Origin of the sequence: Novosphingobium sp., from assembly GCF_036803765.1 — a bacterium.
Taxonomy (GTDB): Bacteria; Pseudomonadota; Alphaproteobacteria; order Sphingomonadales; family Sphingomonadaceae; genus Novosphingobium.
Genome location: NZ_DAIRTS010000011.1, coordinates 1 through 16,959, shown reverse-complemented (window position 1 = coordinate 16,959; position 16,959 = coordinate 1). Strand labels below are relative to the sequence as shown.

Genomic DNA, 16,959 nt, shown 5'->3' with positions numbered 1-16,959 from the left:
GCCATGGCCCTGGCCGACAAGGATCGCATCTTCACCAACCTCTACGGCTATCAGCCGTGGAACCTGGCGGCTGCCCAGGCACGTGGAGACTGGGACAACACCAAGGACCTGATCGCGCGCGGTCGTGACGCGATCATCCAGGAAATGAAGGACTCGGGGCTTCGCGGCCGTGGCGGTGCGGGCTTCCCCACCGGCATGAAGTGGTCGTTCATGCCCAAGGAATCGAAGGACGGCCGTCCGAGCTTCCTTGTCATCAACGCCGACGAGTCCGAGCCCGGTTCGTGCAAGGACCGCGAGATCATCCGCCACGATCCGCACAAGCTGATCGAGGGCGCGCTGGTCGCGGGCTTCGCGATGGGCGCGCGCGCCGCGTACATCTACATCCGCGGCGAATACATCCGCGAGGCCGAGACGCTGTTCGCGGCCGTGGCCGAGGCTTATGACGCCGGGCTGATCGGCAAGAACGCGAGTGGTTCCGGCTACGATTTCGACGTCTTCGTCCATCGCGGCGCCGGCGCCTACATCTGCGGCGAAGAGACCGCGATGATCGAGTCGCTCGAGGGCAAGAAGGGCCAGCCGCGCCTGAAGCCCCCGTTCCCGGCGGGTGCGGGCCTCTATGGCTGCCCGACCACGGTCAACAACGTCGAATCGATCGCCGTCGCGCCGACGATCCTGCGTCGCGGTGCCAGCTGGTTCGCCAGCTTCGGACGCGAGAACAACAAGGGCACCAAGCTCTTCCAGATCAGCGGGCACGTCGACAAGCCGTGCGTGGTCGAGGAAGAGATGTCGATCCCGTTCCGCGAATTGATCGAGAAGCACTGCGGCGGCATTCGCGGCGGGTGGGACAACCTGCTCGCGGTGATTCCGGGTGGTTCGTCGGTTCCGCTGGTGCCGGCCGAACAGATCATGGACGCGCCGATGGACTTCGACGGCCTGCGCGCCGTGGGTTCGGGCCTCGGCACCGCCGCGGTCATCGTCATGGACAAGTCGACCGACATCGTCCGCGCGATCAGTCGTCTCTCGTACTTCTACAAGCACGAGAGCTGCGGCCAGTGCACGCCCTGCCGCGAAGGCACCGGCTGGATGTGGCGCGTGATGGAGCGCCTGCGCACCGGCGATGCCGACGTCGAGGAGATCGACATGCTCTTCAACGTGACCAAGCAGGTCGAAGGCCACACCATCTGCGCCCTGGGTGACGCGGCCGCCTGGCCGATCCAGGGCCTGATCCGTCATTTCCGCCCCGAAATCGAACGTCGCATCGCCGAGCGCGCCGACGTCCGGGAGGCTGCAGAGTAATGCCCAAGGTCAAAGTCGACGGCGTAGAGCTCGAAGTTCCGGCAGGCGCCACCGTCCTGCAGGCCTGCGAGCTGGCCGGCAAGGAAATCCCCCGCTTTTGCTATCACGAGCGGCTGAGCATCGCCGGCAACTGCCGCATGTGCCTGGTCGAGGTGAAGCCCGGACCGCCCAAGCCGCAGGCTTCGTGTGCCCTTCCGGCCGCCGACGGCCAGGAAATCCGCACCGACAGCGAGATGGTCAAGAAGGCGCGCGAGGGGGTGATGGAGTTCCTCCTCATCAACCACCCGCTCGATTGCCCGATCTGTGACCAGGGCGGCGAGTGCGACCTGCAGGACCAGTCGGTGGCCTATGGCCGCGGCGGCTCGCGCTATCACGAGCACAAGCGTGCCGTGACCGACAAGTACATGGGCCCGCTCATCAAGACCACGATGACGCGCTGCATCCACTGCACCCGTTGCGTGCGGTTCTCCGAGGAAGTGGCGGGTGTCGACGAGATTGGCGCGCTCTACCGCGGCGAGACCATGCAGATCAGCACGTACCTGGAAAAGGCGGCCAAGCACGAGCTGTCGGCCAACGTGATCGACCTGTGCCCGGTCGGCGCGCTGACCAGCAAGCCCTATGCCTTCGAAGCGCGTCCGTGGGAGCTGAAGAAGACGCTCTCGATCGACGTGTCCGACGCCATTGGCGCCAACATCCGTCTCGACAGCCGTGGTCGCGAAGTGCTGCGCATCCTGCCGCGCATCAACGACGACGTGAACGAGGAATGGCTGGCGGACCGCGCGCGGTTCATGGTCGACGGCCTGACCCGTCGCCGCCTCGATCGCCCCTGGCTGCGCCGTGACGGCAAGCTCGTCGCCGCGACCTGGGCCGAAGCCTTCGCGGCCGTCGCCTCGATCAATCCGGGCGCTTCGGTGGCGGTCGTCGCCGGCGACCTCGTCGATTGCGAGACCATGTTCGCCGCCAAGAAGCTGGCGGGCGCGTTGGGCTCGACCCTGCTCGAGGGCCGCCAGACCGGCCTCGCCTATACCGCCACGAACCTCGCGGCCGTCGCGTTCAACTCGACGCTCGCCGGGATCGAGGACGCCGACGCGATCCTGATCGTCGGCAGCCAGGTCCGCGACGAAGCTCCGCTGCTCAACGCCCGGCTGCGCAAGGCGGCCAAGCGCGGTGCGAAGGTCTTCGTGGTCGGTCCGCAGTGGGACACGACGTTCCCCGCGACCTTCCTGGGCGAAGGCGCCGAGGTGCTGGGCAACCTGCCCGAAGCCGTCACCGACGCCTTCGGTGGCGCGACCAAGCCGGCGATCATCATCGGCGGTGCGGGCCTCGCCAAGGGCGCGCTCGAGGCCGGCCTCGGCTTTGCCGAGCGCTTCAATCTCGTGCGCGACGGCTGGAATGGCTTCAACGTGTTGCACATGGCAGCCTCGCGCATGGGCGGGCTGATGCTGGGCTACGCGCAGGCCGGCGGCATCGCCGATCTCGTCGCCGCCAAGCCGAAAATGGTGATCTCGCTCGGCGCCGACGAAGTCGACTGGACCAAGTTTGCCGACAGCATGATCGTCCACATCGGCCATCATGGCGACAAGGCGGCCCATGCGGCCGACGTCATCCTGCCGGCGGCTGCCTTCAGCGAGAAGGACGGCACTTACGTCAACACCGAGGGCCGGGTGCAGTTCGCCGAACGCGCCGTGTTCGCGCCGGGCGAGGCTCGCGAGGACTGGACGATTCTGCGCGCACTGGCCGATGCCTTTGGCGTCTCGGTCGGCTTCGACAGCTTCGAGGCGCTGCGCGCCGCGATGATCGCCGAAGTGCCGGCGCTGGGCGAGGAAGGCCTCGCGCACTATGGTGCGCTGCCGGCGGCTCCGGCTTCGGCCGATGTTTCGGGCACGATCGCCTATCCGATCAAGGATGCGTACCTGACCAATGCGATCGGCCGGGCCAGCCCGACGCTGCAGCGCTGTTCGGCGGAACTGCTCCACGGTGAACTTCAGGCGGAGGCGGCGGAATGACCGCGTTCTTTCAGGGTCTCGGGCTGCCGTTCGGCGCCGCCTGGACCATCTCCACGATCTGCGGCATCCTGCTGATCGCGCTGCCGGTCATGCTGTCGGTCGCCATGGTCATCTACGTCGACCGCAAGGTCTGGGCGTCGATGGCGCTGCGCCGCGGCCCCAACGTGGTCGGTCCGTTCGGCCTGCTGCAGTCGTTCGCCGACGGCCTCAAGGTCTTCCTCCAGGAAACCATCATTCCCTCGGCCGCGAACAAGGGCCTGTTCCTGATCGCGCCGATCATCACGTTCACGGTCGCGCTGCTGGCCTGGGCGGTGATCCCGTTCAATTCGGGCGCGATCCTGGCCGACATCAACGTCGGCCTGCTCTACATCCTCGCGATCTCGTCGCTGGGGGTCTACGGCATCGTGATCGCGGGCTGGTCGTCGAACTCGAAGTATCCGTTCTTCTCGGCGATGCGCGCCTCGGCGCAGATGATCAGCTACGAAGTCTCGATCGGCTTTATCCTGATCTGCGTCGTGCTGTGGGCAGGGTCGTTCAACCTGAACGACATCGTCAAGGCACAGCACGGCTTCGGGCTCGGCTTCATCAACGGCTTCTGGTGCAGCCCGCTGCTGTTCCCGATGTGGGTGATGTTCCTGATCTCGAGCATGGCCGAAACCCAGCGCGCACCGTTCGACCTGACCGAGGCGGAAAGCGAACTCGTCGCCGGCTACCAGACCGAATACTCGTCGATGGCGTTCGCGCTGTTCTGGCTAGGTGAATACGGCAACGTGCTGTTGATGTGTGCGCTCAACGCCACGCTGTTCTGGGGTGGCTATCTGCCGCCGTTCGAACTGGCGGTGCTTTATCTCATCCCGGGCTGGATCTGGCTGATCCTCAAGATCGCCTTCGGTTTCTTCGTGTTCAGCTGGGTCAAGGCGACGGTGCCCCGGTACCGTTATGACCAGCTGATGCGCCTTGGCTGGAAGATCTTCCTGCCCGTCTCGCTGCTGTTCGTGTTCCTCGTCAGCGGCTACCTCATGGCTACCGGACATTTCGCATGACTGTCGGACAGCTCGTCAAGAGCTTCACCCTCTGGGAGTTCGTGAAAGCGCACTGGCTGACCCTGAAGTATTTCTTCAGGCCCAAGGCGACCGTGAACTACCCGTTCGAGAAGAACCCGATCTCCCCGCGCTTCCGTGGTGAACACGCTCTGCGCCGTTATCCCAACGGCGAGGAACGCTGCATCGCGTGCAAGCTGTGCGAGGCGGTCTGCCCGGCGCAGGCGATCACGATCGAGGCGCAGCCGCGCGAGGACGGCAGCCGCCGCACCACGCGCTACGACATCGACATGACCAAGTGCATCTTCTGCGGCTTCTGCCAGGAAGCTTGCCCGGTCGATGCCATCGTCGAGGGTCCGAACTTCGAATATGCGACCGAAACGCGCGAGGAGCTGCTCTACGACAAGACCAAGCTGCTCGCGAACGGGGACAAGTGGGAGCGTGCGATCGCCGCGAACCTTGAAGCCGATGCACCGTATCGGTAAGGGGCGCGCGTCATGATCCAGGCTATTGCCTTCTATCTTTTTGCCACGCTTACGATCTTTTCGGGCGCGGTGACCATTCTCGCACGCAATCCGGTTCATTCGGTGCTGTGGCTGATCCTGGCGTTCTTCAACGCCGCCGGCCTGATGATCCTCATCGGGGCCGAGTTCATCGCCATGCTGCTGGTGATCGTCTACGTCGGCGCAGTCGCGGTGCTGTTCCTGTTCGTCGTCATGATGCTCGACATCGACTTCGCCGAACTGCGCGCGGGCTTCATCAAGAACTTTCCGCTCGGTTTCGCGCTGGCCTTCGTGCTGCTGGCCGAGCTGGTGATGGGCGTCGGCGCCTACAAGGCCGGCGGCCTTGCGCTCGGTACGCCCGATGTGGCGACGGCCCCGATCGCGGGCCTGTCCAACACCGCGGCAATCGGTGCGCTGCTCTATTCGCGCTATCTCTTCCTGTTCGAAAGCGCCGGCATCATCCTGCTGGTGGCGATGATCGGCGCGATCGTGCTGACCCATCGTGAACGCACCGGCGTCCGCGGCCAGAACGTGTCGCGCCAGGTGTCGCGCCGTCCGGAAGAGGCGACCATCAACCTGCAGCCGGAAGTCGGGAAGGGGGTTTCGCTCTGATGATCGGCATCGAACACTATGTCTTCGTCAGCGCGATCCTGTTCGTGCTCGGCGTGCTGGGGATCTTCCTCAACCGCAAGAACGTCATCATCCTGCTGATGGCGATCGAGCTCATCCTTCTGTCGGTGAACCTCAACCTGGTCGCCTTCAGCGTCTTCCTTCACGATCTGGTCGGCCAGGTCTTCGCGATGTTCGTGCTCACGGTGGCAGCGGGCGAAGCGGCGATCGGCCTTGCCATTCTTGTCATCTACTTCCGTGGCCGCGGCACGATTGCCGTCGACGACGTCAACCGGATGAAGGGCTGAACCCATGTCGTCCATCAACGTCATCGTCTTCCTGCCGCTTCTGGCAGCGATCATTGCCGGGCTCGGCAACAAGAAGCTGGGCATGGTCCCGGCCAAGGTCATCACGACCGGCGCGCTGTTCATCTCGTGCGCGCTGTCGTGGCCGATCTTCCTGTCGTTCCTCGGCGGCCATGCCGAGGCCAGCGTCACGCCGGTGCTGCACTGGGTAAAGTCGGGCGAGCTCGATTTCCTCTGGGCACTGCGTGTCGACACGCTGACCGCGGTCATGCTGGTGGTCATCACCAGCGTCTCCTTCCTCGTGCACCTCTATTCGTGGGGCTACATGAGCGAGGAACCGGACCAGCCGCGCTTCTTCGCGTACCTGTCGCTGTTTACGTTCGCCATGTTGATGCTGGTGACCGCCGATAACCTCGTGCAGATGTTCTTCGGCTGGGAAGGCGTGGGCCTTGCCTCGTACCTGCTGATCGGCTTCTGGTTCCGCAAGCCCAGCGCCAACGCCGCCGCGATGAAGGCCTTCGTGGTCAACCGCGTGGGCGACCTCGGCTTCATGATGGGCATCTTCGCGACGTTCCTGGTGTTCCACACCGTGTCGATCCCACAGATCCTGCACGATGCACCAGCCGTCCTTTCGGGCTCGACGATCGGCTTCCTCGGCTATCGCCTCGACACCGCGACCGTGATCTGCATCCTGCTGTTCATCGGCGCGATGGGCAAGTCGGCGCAGCTTGGCCTCCACACCTGGCTGCCCGACGCGATGGAAGGCCCGACCCCGGTGTCGGCGCTGATCCACGCCGCGACGATGGTTACCGCCGGCGTCTTCATGGTCTGCCGCCTGTCGCCGCTGTTCGAGACGAGCCCCGCCGCGCTGTCGTTCGTGACCTTGATTGGCGCGATGACCTGCTTCTTCGCCGCGACCGTCGGCACGACGCAGACCGACATCAAGCGCGTGATCGCCTATTCGACCTGCTCGCAGCTCGGCTACATGTTCTTCGCCGCCGGCGTCGGCGCTTATGGCGCGGCGATGTTCCACCTGTTCACGCACGCCTTCTTCAAGGCGCTGCTGTTCCTGGGTGCCGGCTCGGTCATCCACGCGATGCACCACGAGCAGGACATGCGCTATTATGGCGGCCTGCGTAAGAAGATCCCGATCACCTATTGGGCGATGATGGCCGGTACACTGGCGATCACCGGCGTTGGCCTGGTCGACGTGTTCGGTTTCGCGGGCTTCTACTCGAAGGACGCGATCCTCGAGAGCGCCTGGGCCAAGGGCACTGAACTGGGGCACTTCGCCTTCTTCATGGGCATCTTCGCCGCGCTGCTCACCAGCTTCTATTCGTGGCGCCTGGTCTACCTGACCTTCTTCGGCAAGCCGCGCTGGGAGCAGTCCGAGCACATCCAGCATGCGGTTCATGACGCGCATGGCCACGGCCATGACGACCATGCCCACGAGCATGCACATGAACACGGCCACGCGCACGATCATGGCCATGGCCACCATGACGCGCACGGCGACGGCACGGCGGGCTACCACCCGCACGAAAGCCCGCTGGTCATGCTGCTGCCGCTCATCATCCTGTCGGTGGGTGCGGTGTTCGCCGGCTTCGTCTTCAACCATGCGTTCGTCAGCGAAGGCACGGGCGAGTTCTGGAAGGGCGCGCTGGTCTACAGCGAGCACTTGATCCACGCCGCGCACCACGTGCCGGTCTGGGTGAAGTGGGCGCCGTTCGCGGTGATGGCCACGGGCCTGCTGATCGCGACCTACGCCTATATCCTGAACCCCGCGTTCCCGGCGGCCTTCGTCGAGCAGTTCGGCTTCCTGTACCGGTTCCTGCTCAACAAGTGGTACTTCGACGAACTCTATCACTTCATCTTCGTCCGCCCCGCGCTCTGGCTCGGCCGCGTGTTCTGGAAGGTGGGTGACATCGGGATCATCGACCGCTTTGGCCCGAACGGCGCCGCCTGGCTGGTGGCGCAGGGCAGCCGCGGAGCGGTCAAGCTCCAGTCCGGATACCTCTACAGCTATGCGCTGGTCATGCTCGTCGGTCTCGTCGGCGCGATCAGCTGGGTGATTGCACAATGACCGGCTTTCCGATCCTTTCGCTCATGCTGCTGGTGCCGCTCGTCGGCGCCGGCCTGGTCCTCAAGGCCAATCGCGAGCAGGCCCGCCTGATCGCCCTGGTCGCGACGCTCATCGATTTCGTTCTCGGCGTTGTGCTGTGGATGAACTTCGACGTGGGCGGGGCGCAGTGGCAGTTCCAGGAGCATGCCGCCCTGTTCGCCGGCTTCTCGTGGAAGCTCGGCATCGACGGCATCGCCCTGCTGCTGATCGCGCTGACCGTTTTCCTCATGCCGATCTGCATCGGCGCAAGCTGGAACTCGATCGAGAAGCGCGCCGGTGAATACTACGCGGCGTTCCTGCTGATGGAGACGCTGATGATCGGCGTGTTCACCGCGCAGGACCTGTTCCTGTTCTACATCATGTTCGAAGCCGGCCTCATCCCGATGTACCTGATCATCGGCATCTGGGGCGGCGCGGATCGTATCTACGCCAGCTACAAGTTCTTCCTCTACACGCTGCTCGGCTCGGTTCTGATGCTGATCGCGATGTTCTGGATGGTCAACGTCGCCGGCACGACCGACATTCCGACGCTGATGGTCTACAACTTCCCGGTCCATGCGCAGACCTGGCTGTGGCTCGCCTTCTTCGCCAGCTTTGCGGTGAAGATGCCGATGTGGCCGGTTCACACCTGGCTGCCCGACGCGCACGTCCAGGCGCCGACGGCCGGTTCGGTCATCCTTGCCGGCGTGCTGCTCAAGATGGGTGGCTACGGCTTCATCCGCTTCTCGCTGCCGATGTTCCCGGAAGCCTCGGCGCAGTTCGCGCCGCTGGTGTGGGGCCTGTCGATGGCGGCGGTCGTGATCACCTCGCTCATCGCGCTGGTGCAGCACGACATCAAGAAGCTGATCGCCTACTCGTCGGTCGCGCACATGGCGATCGTGACGATCGGCCTCTTCGCCTTCAACACGCAAGGCCTCGAAGGCTCGATGCTCATCATGCTGAGCCACGGCCTTGTCGCCGGCGCGCTGTTCCTCGGCGTGGGCGTGATCTACGATCGCCTCCACACCCGCGAGATCACGCGCTACGGTGGCCTGGCCATCAACATGCCCTACTACGCGCTGTTCATGCTGCTGTTCACGATGGCCTCGATCGGCCTGCCGGGCACCAGCGGCTTCGTCGGTGAATTCCTGTCGCTGATGGGCGTCTATGCCGAAAGCAGCTGGGTCGCGCTGGTCTGCACCACCGGGATCATCCTGGGCGCTGCCTACATGCTGTACCTCTATCGCCGGGTGATCTTCGGCGAGCAGAAGAACGCCGACGCCGCCGCGATGCTCGACCTCGACACGCGCGAGTGGGCGATGATGGTGCCGCTGGCCGCCGTGGTGCTGTGGATGGGCGTCTATCCCGAAAGCTTCCTGGCGCCGATGCGCAAGGACATCGCTGCGCTCGAGGCACGCGTCGCGCCGACCAAGCCCAAGGGCGATGCGCAACTCCAACTCGGATCGGGCAAGCCCGTGACACATGATGCCGCGCACGGGGAGGCGCACTGATGGAACTGTTTCGCTCTCTCCAGATCACCCTGGCCGAAGAAGTGCTCAGCATTTCCGGCCTGGTGCTCCTGCTCGTCGCCGCCTGGGCCGGGGACAAGGCCTCGCGCCTGATCTCGATCCTGTGCGTCGCCGTGCTGACCGTCTGCGCGCTGATTGCGGCGCCGGCGCTGTGCGGTTCGGCCATGGGCCCGGACGTCACCGCCTTTGCCGGGCAGTACAAGGCCGATGCCTTCGCTGCTTTCGCCAAGCTGCTGATCTATGCCGGTGCGGGCGTTACGCTGATCGTCGCGCCCGCCTTCTTCGAGCGGGTGCGCGGCATGCGGGCCGAATTCCCGCTGCTGGTGCTGTTCGCGGCACTGGGCATGGGCATCATGGTTTCGGCCGGTGACCTGCTCGCGCTTTATATCGGTCTCGAGCTCAACAGCCTTGCCTCCTATGTGCTGGCCTCGATGCTGCGCAACGACGAGCGTTCGGCCGAAGCAGGTCTCAAGTACTTCGTGCTGGGCTCGCTCGCTTCGGGCATCCTGCTCTATGGCGTCAGCCTCACTTACGGTTTCTCGGGCACGACCTCGTTCGAGGGCATCCGTCTGGCGCTGAGCCATGGCCTGAGCACTGGCGCGACCTTCGGCCTTGTGTTCGTCTTCGCGGGCCTGGCGTTCAAGATCAGCGCCGCGCCGTTCCACATGTGGACGCCCGACGTCTATGAAGGCGCGCCGACGCCGGTGACGACCTTCTTCGCCACCGCGCCCAAGGTTGCTGCGCTGTCGCTGCTCATGCGTGTCAGCCTCGAGGCATTCGGCGCACAGGCCGCTGCCTGGCAGCAGATCGTGATCTTCGCCGCGTTGCTGTCGATCGTGATCGGTGCCCTCGGCGCCATCGGCCAAAGCAACATCAAGCGCCTGATGGCCTATTCGTCGATCAACAACGTCGGTTTCATGCTCATTGGCCTGGCTTGCGCCAACCAGCCGGGTGCGGCCGCGATGCTGGTGTACCTGGCGATCTACGTGGCCATGTCGGTTGCCGGCTTCGTCGCCGTGCTGATGCTGCGCGATGCCGACGGCCAGCCGGTCGAGGCGATCGCGGATCTCGCCGGCTTGTCGAAGACGCGTCCTGGCCTCGCCGCCGCGCTGGCGGCCGTGATGTTCAGCCTCGCGGGCATTCCGCCGCTGTTCGGCTTTTGGGGCAAGTTCGTGGTGTTCCAGGCTGCGGTGCAGGCCAACCTGCTCGCGCTCGCCGCGATCGGTATCGCCGCCTCGGTGATCGGTGCGTTCTACTACCTCAAGGTGGTGAAGGTGCTCTACTTCGACGACGCCGCCGACAAGGTTGCCGGCCGGAACGACGTCGCGCACACCGTGCTGCTCGTGATCTCGTCGCTGGTCATCTCGCCGTTCGGCTACCTGCTGACCAACTGGCTTCACGTGCTGGCCGGCAACGCCGCCGCTGCGCTGTTCCACGTCGCCTGATGACGGCCTGATCCGCATTGATTTCAACCGTCGACCAGATCCCCTCCACCAACGCCGCCCTGGTGGCGCGCGCGGGTGGGGGGGATCGTCTTTTGGAGGGCGACTGGCTCGTCGCTGACCGGCAGGCCGCCGGGCGTGGTCGCGCGGGCCGCGCCTGGAGCGATGGCGCCGGCAATTTCATGGGTTCGACCGCGGTAAGCCTGGCAGCCCACGAGACGGCACCGCAGACCCTCGCACTCGTCGCCGGGCTATCGGTGCATGAGGCGATCATGGCTCATGCACCGACGCTGGCGAACTGTGCGCTCAAATGGCCCAACGATGTCCTGGTCGACGGCGCGAAGCTCGCCGGGGTCCTGCTCGAGCGCGTCGGGAATACGGTGGTCGTCGGGATCGGCGTCAATCTGGTGCAGGCACCGGATGTGCCGGGCAGGGCCACCACGTCGCTGGCGCGGCTCGGCCACGCAATTGCGCGCGACGACTTTGCCACGACGCTTGCCGCCTGCTGGCAGTCCAATCTTGCCGCCTGGCATCGCGGCGAATGGCCGCAGCTGCGTGTGGCTTGGGAAGGGCGTGCCTTGGCACGCGGTACGCTGATGTCGGTCAACGAAAGCACGCATGGCGTGGTGATGGGCGGTTTTGCCGGAATCGATCCCGATGGCGTGGCGCAATTGCGCATGGCGGATGGCCGCCTCCTTGCGATTCACGCCGGCGATGTCGATCTTGTGGGCATGATCGACGCGCAAGAAGACAGCGCAGGCCCTGGGCCTGCAGGGGAGAGTGCATAGTGCTTCTGGCCGTCGACGTCGGCAACACCAACGTGGTCTTCGCGCTCTACGAGGACCGCGCCATCCGCGCGCGCTGGCGCGTGGCGACCGATCCGCGCCGCACGGCGGACGAATATGCCGTGTGGCTGCTGCAGTTGATGCAGATCCAGGGTTTCGATCGCGCGGCGGTCGAGACGATGATCATTTCCACGGTCGTCCCACGCGCGTTGCACAATCTGCAGCTGCTGGCGGACAAGTATTTCGGGCTGACCGCGATCGTCGCGGGGCAGGGCGACGCGGAGTGGGGCTTTCGCGCCGACGTCGACGAGCCGCGCTCGCTGGGCGCCGATCGCGCGCTCAATGTGATCGCCGGGCACGAGGCCTGGCCGGGCCAGCATCTCATCATCATCGACTTCGGCACCGCCACCACGTTCGACTGGGTCGATCCCGAAGGCACCTACAAGGGTGGCAGCATCGCGCCGGGTATCAACCTCTCGCTCGACGCGCTGGTCAGTGCCGCGGCCAAGCTGCCGCGTATAGCGGTCTCGGTCCCGCGCGGGGGTGACAGCGTCATTGGCCGCAACACCGAAGACCAGATGCACATCGGCGTCTTCTGGGGTTACGTGGCGATGATGGAGGGCCTCATCGCCCGAATGCGCCGCGAGATCGGCGAGCCGGCCCTGGTGATCGCAACCGGGGGCCTGGCGGTCCTGTTCGATCGCCACACCGAAATCTTCGACCATGTCGACGCCGACCTGACGTTGGACGGCATGGCCCTACTTGCAGAGCGCGCGGCAAGCGTGCGCCGGAACAGGACAACAGAGTGAAGCCGGGTAACGAACTGCTTTTCCTCGCCCTTGGTGGGTCGGGCGAGATCGGAATGAACGTCAACCTCTATGGGTGCGACGGCAAGTGGCTGATGGTCGACCTCGGCATGACCTTTGCCGATCCTTGGTATCCGGGCGTCGATCTCGTCTTCGCCGACCTCGAATTCATCGAGGAGCGGCGCAAGGACCTGCTCGGCATCGTGCTGACGCACGCGCACGAGGATCACATCGGCGCGATCCCCTATTTCGCGCAGGAACTGGGCGTGCCGCTCTACGCGACGCCATTCACCGCGCGCCTCATCAACGAGAAGCTGGTCGAGGCGGGGATCGAGAAGAGCGTCACGCTCAACGTCATCGCGAACGAGGGCAGCATCGACCTCGGCCCGTTCGCCATGCGCTATGTGCCGCTGGCGCACTCGATCGCCGAGGGCAACGCGCTGGTGATCGACACGCCCTATGGCCGCGTCTTCCACACCGGCGACTGGAAGCTGGACGACGAGCCGCGCGTCGGCACGCCCGCGACCGAGGAAGAGCTGACCGCAATCGGTGACGAGGGTGTTCTGGCGCTGGTCTGCGATTCGACCAACGTGTTCAATCCCAAGCCGTCGGGCTCCGAGGGCGAGGTTCGGGCCGGACTGCTCGAGACCGTGTCGGGCCTCAAGGGCCGCCGCGTGGTGGTGACGACCTTCGCCTCCAACGTCGCGCGGTTGCAGACGCTGGCCGAAGTTGCCGAGGCCACCGGTCGCCAGCTTTGCGTCGCCGGACGTTCGCTCGACCGCATCATCAAGGTGGCGCAGGCCTCGGGCTATCTGCTCGATTTTCCCGACGTCGTGCGCATGGAAGATGCGATGGACTTGCCGCGCGGCGAGGTGCTCATCCTCGCCACCGGCGGGCAGGGCGAGGCGCGCGCCGCGCTCGCGCGGATCGCTGGCGACCAGCACCCGATCCGCCTCGAAAAGGGCGACGCGGTGGTGTTCTCGAGCCGCCAGATCCCGGGCAACGAACTTGCCATCGGCCGCGTGCAGAACGCGCTGGTCGAGAAGGGCGTCCTGCTCATCACCGACAAGCAGTCGATGATCCACGTCTCGGGCCATCCGGGGCGCCCCGAACTCGTCGCGCTCTACGATTGGCTGCGCCCCGACATTCTCGTCCCCGTCCACGGCGAAGTGCGCCACATGGCCGAACAGGCGCGCCTCGGGCTGCAGGAAGGCATCCCCAAGGCCATCGTGCAGAAGAATGGCGATCTCATCCGCCTGGCGCCCAATGGGCCGGTCAAGCTCAGCACCGAGCGCAATGGACGCCTCGTGCTCGACGGCGACATCATCGCCCCGGCCGATGGCGAAGCGATGGCCTCGCGTCGCAAGCTCGGGATCAACGGCCTCGTCAGCGTCGCGTTGGCGGTGACGGCCGAGGGCAAGCAGGCCTCGGGCATCGACTTCGGGTGCATCGGCATCCCGCTCGAGGAAGACATGGATGCCTTCCAGGACGAGGCGCGCGAGGACGTGTCCAAGGCGCTCAAGTCCCTAAAGGGCGAACGCCGCCGCGACCGCATGGCCATTGCCGAAGCCGTGCGCCTCGCGGTAAGGCGGACCGCACAGCGCTGGTGCGGCAAGAAACCCGTGGTGCAGGTGCTGCTGCGCGAGAAGTGAGGCCAGAACGGCCGGGGAGGAAGCAGGAACATGCGCTGGACATCGATGCTGGCCATCTACACGCTGTTCTGGACGATCTCGGCCTTCGTGGTCATGCCTTTCGGCCTGCGCACGCCTGACGAGGCGGGCGTGACGCCAACGCTGGGGCACGCCACCAGCGCGCCGGTCAACTTCCGGCCCCGGCGTGTGCTGCTGCGCGCGACGCTGCTCTCGCTGGTCACGTTCGGGCTGTTCTACGTCAATTTCTATCAGGGATGGGTGACGTCGGACGATCTCGACGTGTCGCGCTGGCTGGGGCTCTAACGCGGCAGCAGCAGTTCGGCGTGGGCCGACGGGGCTGACGCCACCTGCACGTAGCCGGCATCGATCGCAGATAGGATCGGCGACGGCAGGCGTGTGGTGCGCGGCAGATCGAGGACGACGGCTGCGATGGCGCGATCCGCGATCATCTTTGCCAGGCGGGTATCGGCCCGTCCGGCACCCAGGCGCTGTCCGTAAGCGAAAGTATCGACCAGCAGCGGTTTTCCCGCACGCCGGCAGAGCGCCAGATCCTCGCACAAGACCGGGCCACGGGTTCGGGCGAGGGCGTCGACGAGCGCGTCCTGCTCGCGGTCGAGGGCGGCGGCGGTGTGACACTCGTCCCAGCGCATCTGCGCGCGATCGGGAATGTAGAGGGCGAGCGGTGCGGCGACGGCTGCCCATGCGAGCCAGCGGGGGGAACGCGACGCTTCCGAGCAAGCCAAAATCAACGCAGCCAGGGTGGCACCGAAGAACGCGTTTTGCGAAACGCCGTCGGCGGTGCGCTGGACCAAGCCCAGTACCAGCGCGCAGGCGAACCACGCGCCAATAAGGGCGTGTGCAGGCTCGCGGCGTCGGCGCCGTGTCGCCAGCAAGGCGAGTAGCAGCAGCGGGGTGAACCGGAGCACCGTGAGTGCGGCATCCGCTGAGTTGGCGGCGCTGAACACGCGCGGATAGCCCAGGACCTGCTGCCAGATGGCGATGCCGAACACGGCGGTGAGGCCAGCGACCATGAATGCCGCGATCCCTGTGCCGATTGCCAGCCACGTGAGGAGCCGGGACGGGTACCTGCGGGCGAACCAGACAAGCGTTGCAGGTACGAAGGCGATGACGTTGTGTTTGACCAGCATCGCCAGGGCAAAGGTGCCGAGCGACACTCCCATCATGGCTGGCGAGGGCGCCCGTGCCTTGTGCCTCGGCAAAAGCGCGAGCAGCGACGCCAGGACCAGCGCTTCGGTCAGCCACTGCGGATTGTTGGCGGCAAAGAACTGATCGAACGGCCAGACCGCGTAAAGCAGCGCGAAAAGCGCCGTGGCGGCTGCGGCAACGGCGTTACCGCCGAGACGGCGGCATAGCACGCCAGCCAGCATGGCCGCGGCGCCCAGCCCGACCAGCCCGAGGATGCGGCCAGTGACCAGCGCATCGCCCGTGAGCGGCGCCAGTGCACCGCACAGCCATTCGAACAGCGGCGGGTAATTGTTGGCCACCAGCGGATTGCCTTGCGCCCATGCATACAGGCCGGGAAGGTTCACAGCGGCACGATCGGACCAGACTGCCAGCCACCCCTCGCTGTAGTCGCGCGCGACGGGTGAGGTCAGCCGCCACAGCGGCACGGCCCCGCCGAGCGCCACCAAGGCGACCTGGAGTGCGATCCACCAGCGAGCCGACCGGCGCGGCGCGCGGATCACCACAGGACGCCATTCTCCGGCTGCGCAGCTGGGGGCGGGGAAAGGCCGATGCTCTCGTTGCAATCCGCCTCGATCGTGGTGCACATCGCGGTCAGCGGGGCATCGTGGACCGTATTGGCAAAAGGATTGACGAGATCGTCGCCGATCTGGAGCGCGGCGAGGAACATGAACCCGGCGAGCGCCGAGCCCAGCGGAGTTGCCGGGCCCAGCGTCTCGACCAGCCCGATGGGCAGCAATACGCAGAACAGGCGCGTAAAGAAGGTCGGGAAGCTGCGATACTGCGCGGGCAGCGGCGTGTTGCGCAGCCGCTCCATCGCCCCTTGTGCGTTGGCGATGTCGACCATGATCGCTTCCATCCGGCTCTGCTGGATGGTGTCGATCAAGCCGTCGCGCTGTGCCTCGGCCAGGCGCAGGGCATTGCCTTCAAGCAGGCCGTTGGCGGGATTGCGCCGCGCCAGTTCAGGAATATCGCTGGTCCCCAGGACGCGCTCGGCCGAGGCCCGCGGGTCCTCGCCACGCAGCTGGTGGCGCAGGACGTGAACGTAGGCGACTTGTCGGACCACGAGCTGATGCCGCATGGCCTGGCCCTCGGGCGTCGGCGGCAGGTTGCTGCCGATCGCGCGGGCGATGCTGCGCGAGGCATTGGTCATCGCGCCCCAGACGATGCGGCCCTCCCACCACCGGGCATAGGCCGAGTTGACCCGGAAACCGAGCAGTAGCGCAAGCCCGGTGCCGAAGATCGTGAGTGGCAGTGCCGGGGCAGGGAAGGGCGTGTAGTAGTAGAAGATCGTGACGGCGACGTCCCACACCAGCAGGGCGAGCAAGGTGTTCCAGGCCGCCACGAAGGTCATGCGGATGCGCGGGGTCTTGCCGACGATCATGCTGGGGGTCGTTCCTGTTCCTGGTCAGGCCGGGGTCTCGCCCCGGTCCATGGTCATCCATGCGCGCCGTAGCGCAATGCAGCCTATGATACCGATGAGCTTGGCCAAGGCCAGCTGCATCGACTGCCCGCCATCGGTGAAACCCAGCCAGACCAGCACGGCCATGGCCACGAGCGCGAGGTGAACGGGCAGGGCCTCGACATCGTTCCAGCGCAGCGGGGCCTCGGCGCCGGAGGGGACGGTCGGGGTGTGGAATGCGAAACTCATGGTGGGGTTCCCTCGGGGGCTAGGGGATGGG

The 16,959-nt window shown here is 65.7% G+C and carries 16 protein-coding genes; 13 read left to right on the top strand and 3 right to left on the bottom strand.

Annotated elements, in window-relative coordinates; genetic code table 11:
- The first annotated feature begins 3 nt into the window (after positions 1-3).
- Genes nuoF through V7Q48_RS09070 form a run of 13 tightly spaced genes read left to right on the top strand, consistent with a single transcriptional unit; the run spans position 4 to position 14,377 of the window.
- Positions 4-1,296 carry an NADH-quinone oxidoreductase subunit NuoF gene (gene nuoF / locus V7Q48_RS09130; protein ID WP_333837701.1) on the top strand — a complete coding sequence of 431 codons (1,293 nt, stop codon included), beginning with the start codon at positions 4-6 and terminating at the stop codon, positions 1,294-1,296.
- On the top strand, positions 1,296-3,302 hold the full coding sequence (nuoG, locus tag V7Q48_RS09125) for an NADH-quinone oxidoreductase subunit NuoG (protein ID WP_333837699.1): 2,007 nt from the start codon (positions 1,296-1,298) through the stop codon (positions 3,300-3,302). The genes nuoF and nuoG overlap by 1 nt, the downstream gene beginning before the upstream one ends.
- A complete protein-coding gene (nuoH, locus tag V7Q48_RS09120) occupies positions 3,299-4,345 on the top strand; it encodes an NADH-quinone oxidoreductase subunit NuoH (protein WP_333837697.1) in 1,047 nt (348 codons plus the stop codon). Before nuoG ends, nuoH begins: the two co-directional genes overlap by 4 nt.
- A complete protein-coding gene (gene nuoI, locus V7Q48_RS09115; RefSeq protein ID WP_333837695.1) occupies positions 4,342-4,827 on the top strand; it encodes an NADH-quinone oxidoreductase subunit NuoI in 486 nt (161 codons plus the stop codon). Before nuoH ends, nuoI begins: the two co-directional genes overlap by 4 nt.
- A 12-nt stretch (positions 4,828-4,839) precedes the next feature.
- Entirely contained in the window at positions 4,840-5,457 is a 618-nt protein-coding gene (locus tag V7Q48_RS09110) for an NADH-quinone oxidoreductase subunit J (protein WP_333837693.1), read from the top strand.
- Complete coding sequence (gene nuoK / locus V7Q48_RS09105; protein WP_333837692.1) at positions 5,457-5,762, top strand: NADH-quinone oxidoreductase subunit NuoK; 306 nt, start codon at positions 5,457-5,459, stop codon at positions 5,760-5,762. The genes V7Q48_RS09110 and nuoK overlap by 1 nt, the downstream gene beginning before the upstream one ends.
- 4 nt (positions 5,763-5,766) lie before the next feature.
- Positions 5,767-7,842 carry an NADH-quinone oxidoreductase subunit L gene (nuoL, locus tag V7Q48_RS09100; protein WP_333837690.1) on the top strand — a complete coding sequence of 692 codons (2,076 nt, stop codon included), beginning with the start codon at positions 5,767-5,769 and terminating at the stop codon, positions 7,840-7,842.
- On the top strand, positions 7,839-9,371 hold the full coding sequence (locus V7Q48_RS09095; protein WP_333837689.1) for an NADH-quinone oxidoreductase subunit M: 1,533 nt from the start codon (positions 7,839-7,841) through the stop codon (positions 9,369-9,371). The genes nuoL and V7Q48_RS09095 overlap by 4 nt, the downstream gene beginning before the upstream one ends.
- The gene (nuoN, locus tag V7Q48_RS09090) at positions 9,371-10,834 is read left to right on the top strand and encodes an NADH-quinone oxidoreductase subunit NuoN (RefSeq protein WP_333837687.1); all 1,464 of its coding nucleotides are present in this window, start codon (positions 9,371-9,373) and stop codon (positions 10,832-10,834) included. Before V7Q48_RS09095 ends, nuoN begins: the two co-directional genes overlap by 1 nt.
- A gap of 17 nt (positions 10,835-10,851) precedes the next feature.
- Positions 10,852-11,619 (top strand): biotin--[acetyl-CoA-carboxylase] ligase, encoded by a 768-nt coding sequence (locus V7Q48_RS09085; protein WP_333837685.1) that lies wholly within the window; start codon positions 10,852-10,854, stop codon positions 11,617-11,619.
- The gene (locus V7Q48_RS09080) at positions 11,619-12,425 is read left to right on the top strand and encodes a type III pantothenate kinase (protein WP_333837683.1); all 807 of its coding nucleotides are present in this window, start codon (positions 11,619-11,621) and stop codon (positions 12,423-12,425) included. Before V7Q48_RS09085 ends, V7Q48_RS09080 begins: the two co-directional genes overlap by 1 nt.
- Complete coding sequence (locus V7Q48_RS09075) at positions 12,422-14,074, top strand: ribonuclease J (protein ID WP_333837681.1); 1,653 nt, start codon at positions 12,422-12,424, stop codon at positions 14,072-14,074. The genes V7Q48_RS09080 and V7Q48_RS09075 overlap by 4 nt, the downstream gene beginning before the upstream one ends.
- 30 nt (positions 14,075-14,104) lie before the next feature.
- Complete coding sequence (locus tag V7Q48_RS09070) at positions 14,105-14,377, top strand: DUF1467 family protein (protein ID WP_333837678.1); 273 nt, start codon at positions 14,105-14,107, stop codon at positions 14,375-14,377.
- Here V7Q48_RS09070 and V7Q48_RS09065 read toward each other — a convergent pair.
- From V7Q48_RS09065 to V7Q48_RS09055, 3 genes are read right to left on the bottom strand one after another with little or no spacing between them, the layout of a single operon-like run.
- Complete coding sequence (locus V7Q48_RS09065) at positions 14,374-15,780, bottom strand: hypothetical protein (protein ID WP_333837676.1); 1,407 nt, start codon at positions 15,778-15,780, stop codon at positions 14,374-14,376. The genes V7Q48_RS09070 and V7Q48_RS09065 overlap by 4 nt on opposite strands.
- Positions 15,777-16,661: a bestrophin family protein gene (locus tag V7Q48_RS09060; protein WP_333837674.1), complete on the bottom strand. Its 885-nt coding sequence runs from the start codon at positions 16,659-16,661 to the stop codon at positions 15,777-15,779. Before V7Q48_RS09060 ends, V7Q48_RS09065 begins: the two co-directional genes overlap by 4 nt.
- Before the next feature lie 24 nt (positions 16,662-16,685).
- Complete coding sequence (locus tag V7Q48_RS09055) at positions 16,686-16,928, bottom strand: hypothetical protein (RefSeq protein WP_333837673.1); 243 nt, start codon at positions 16,926-16,928, stop codon at positions 16,686-16,688.
- Positions 16,929-16,959 lie beyond the last annotated feature (31 nt).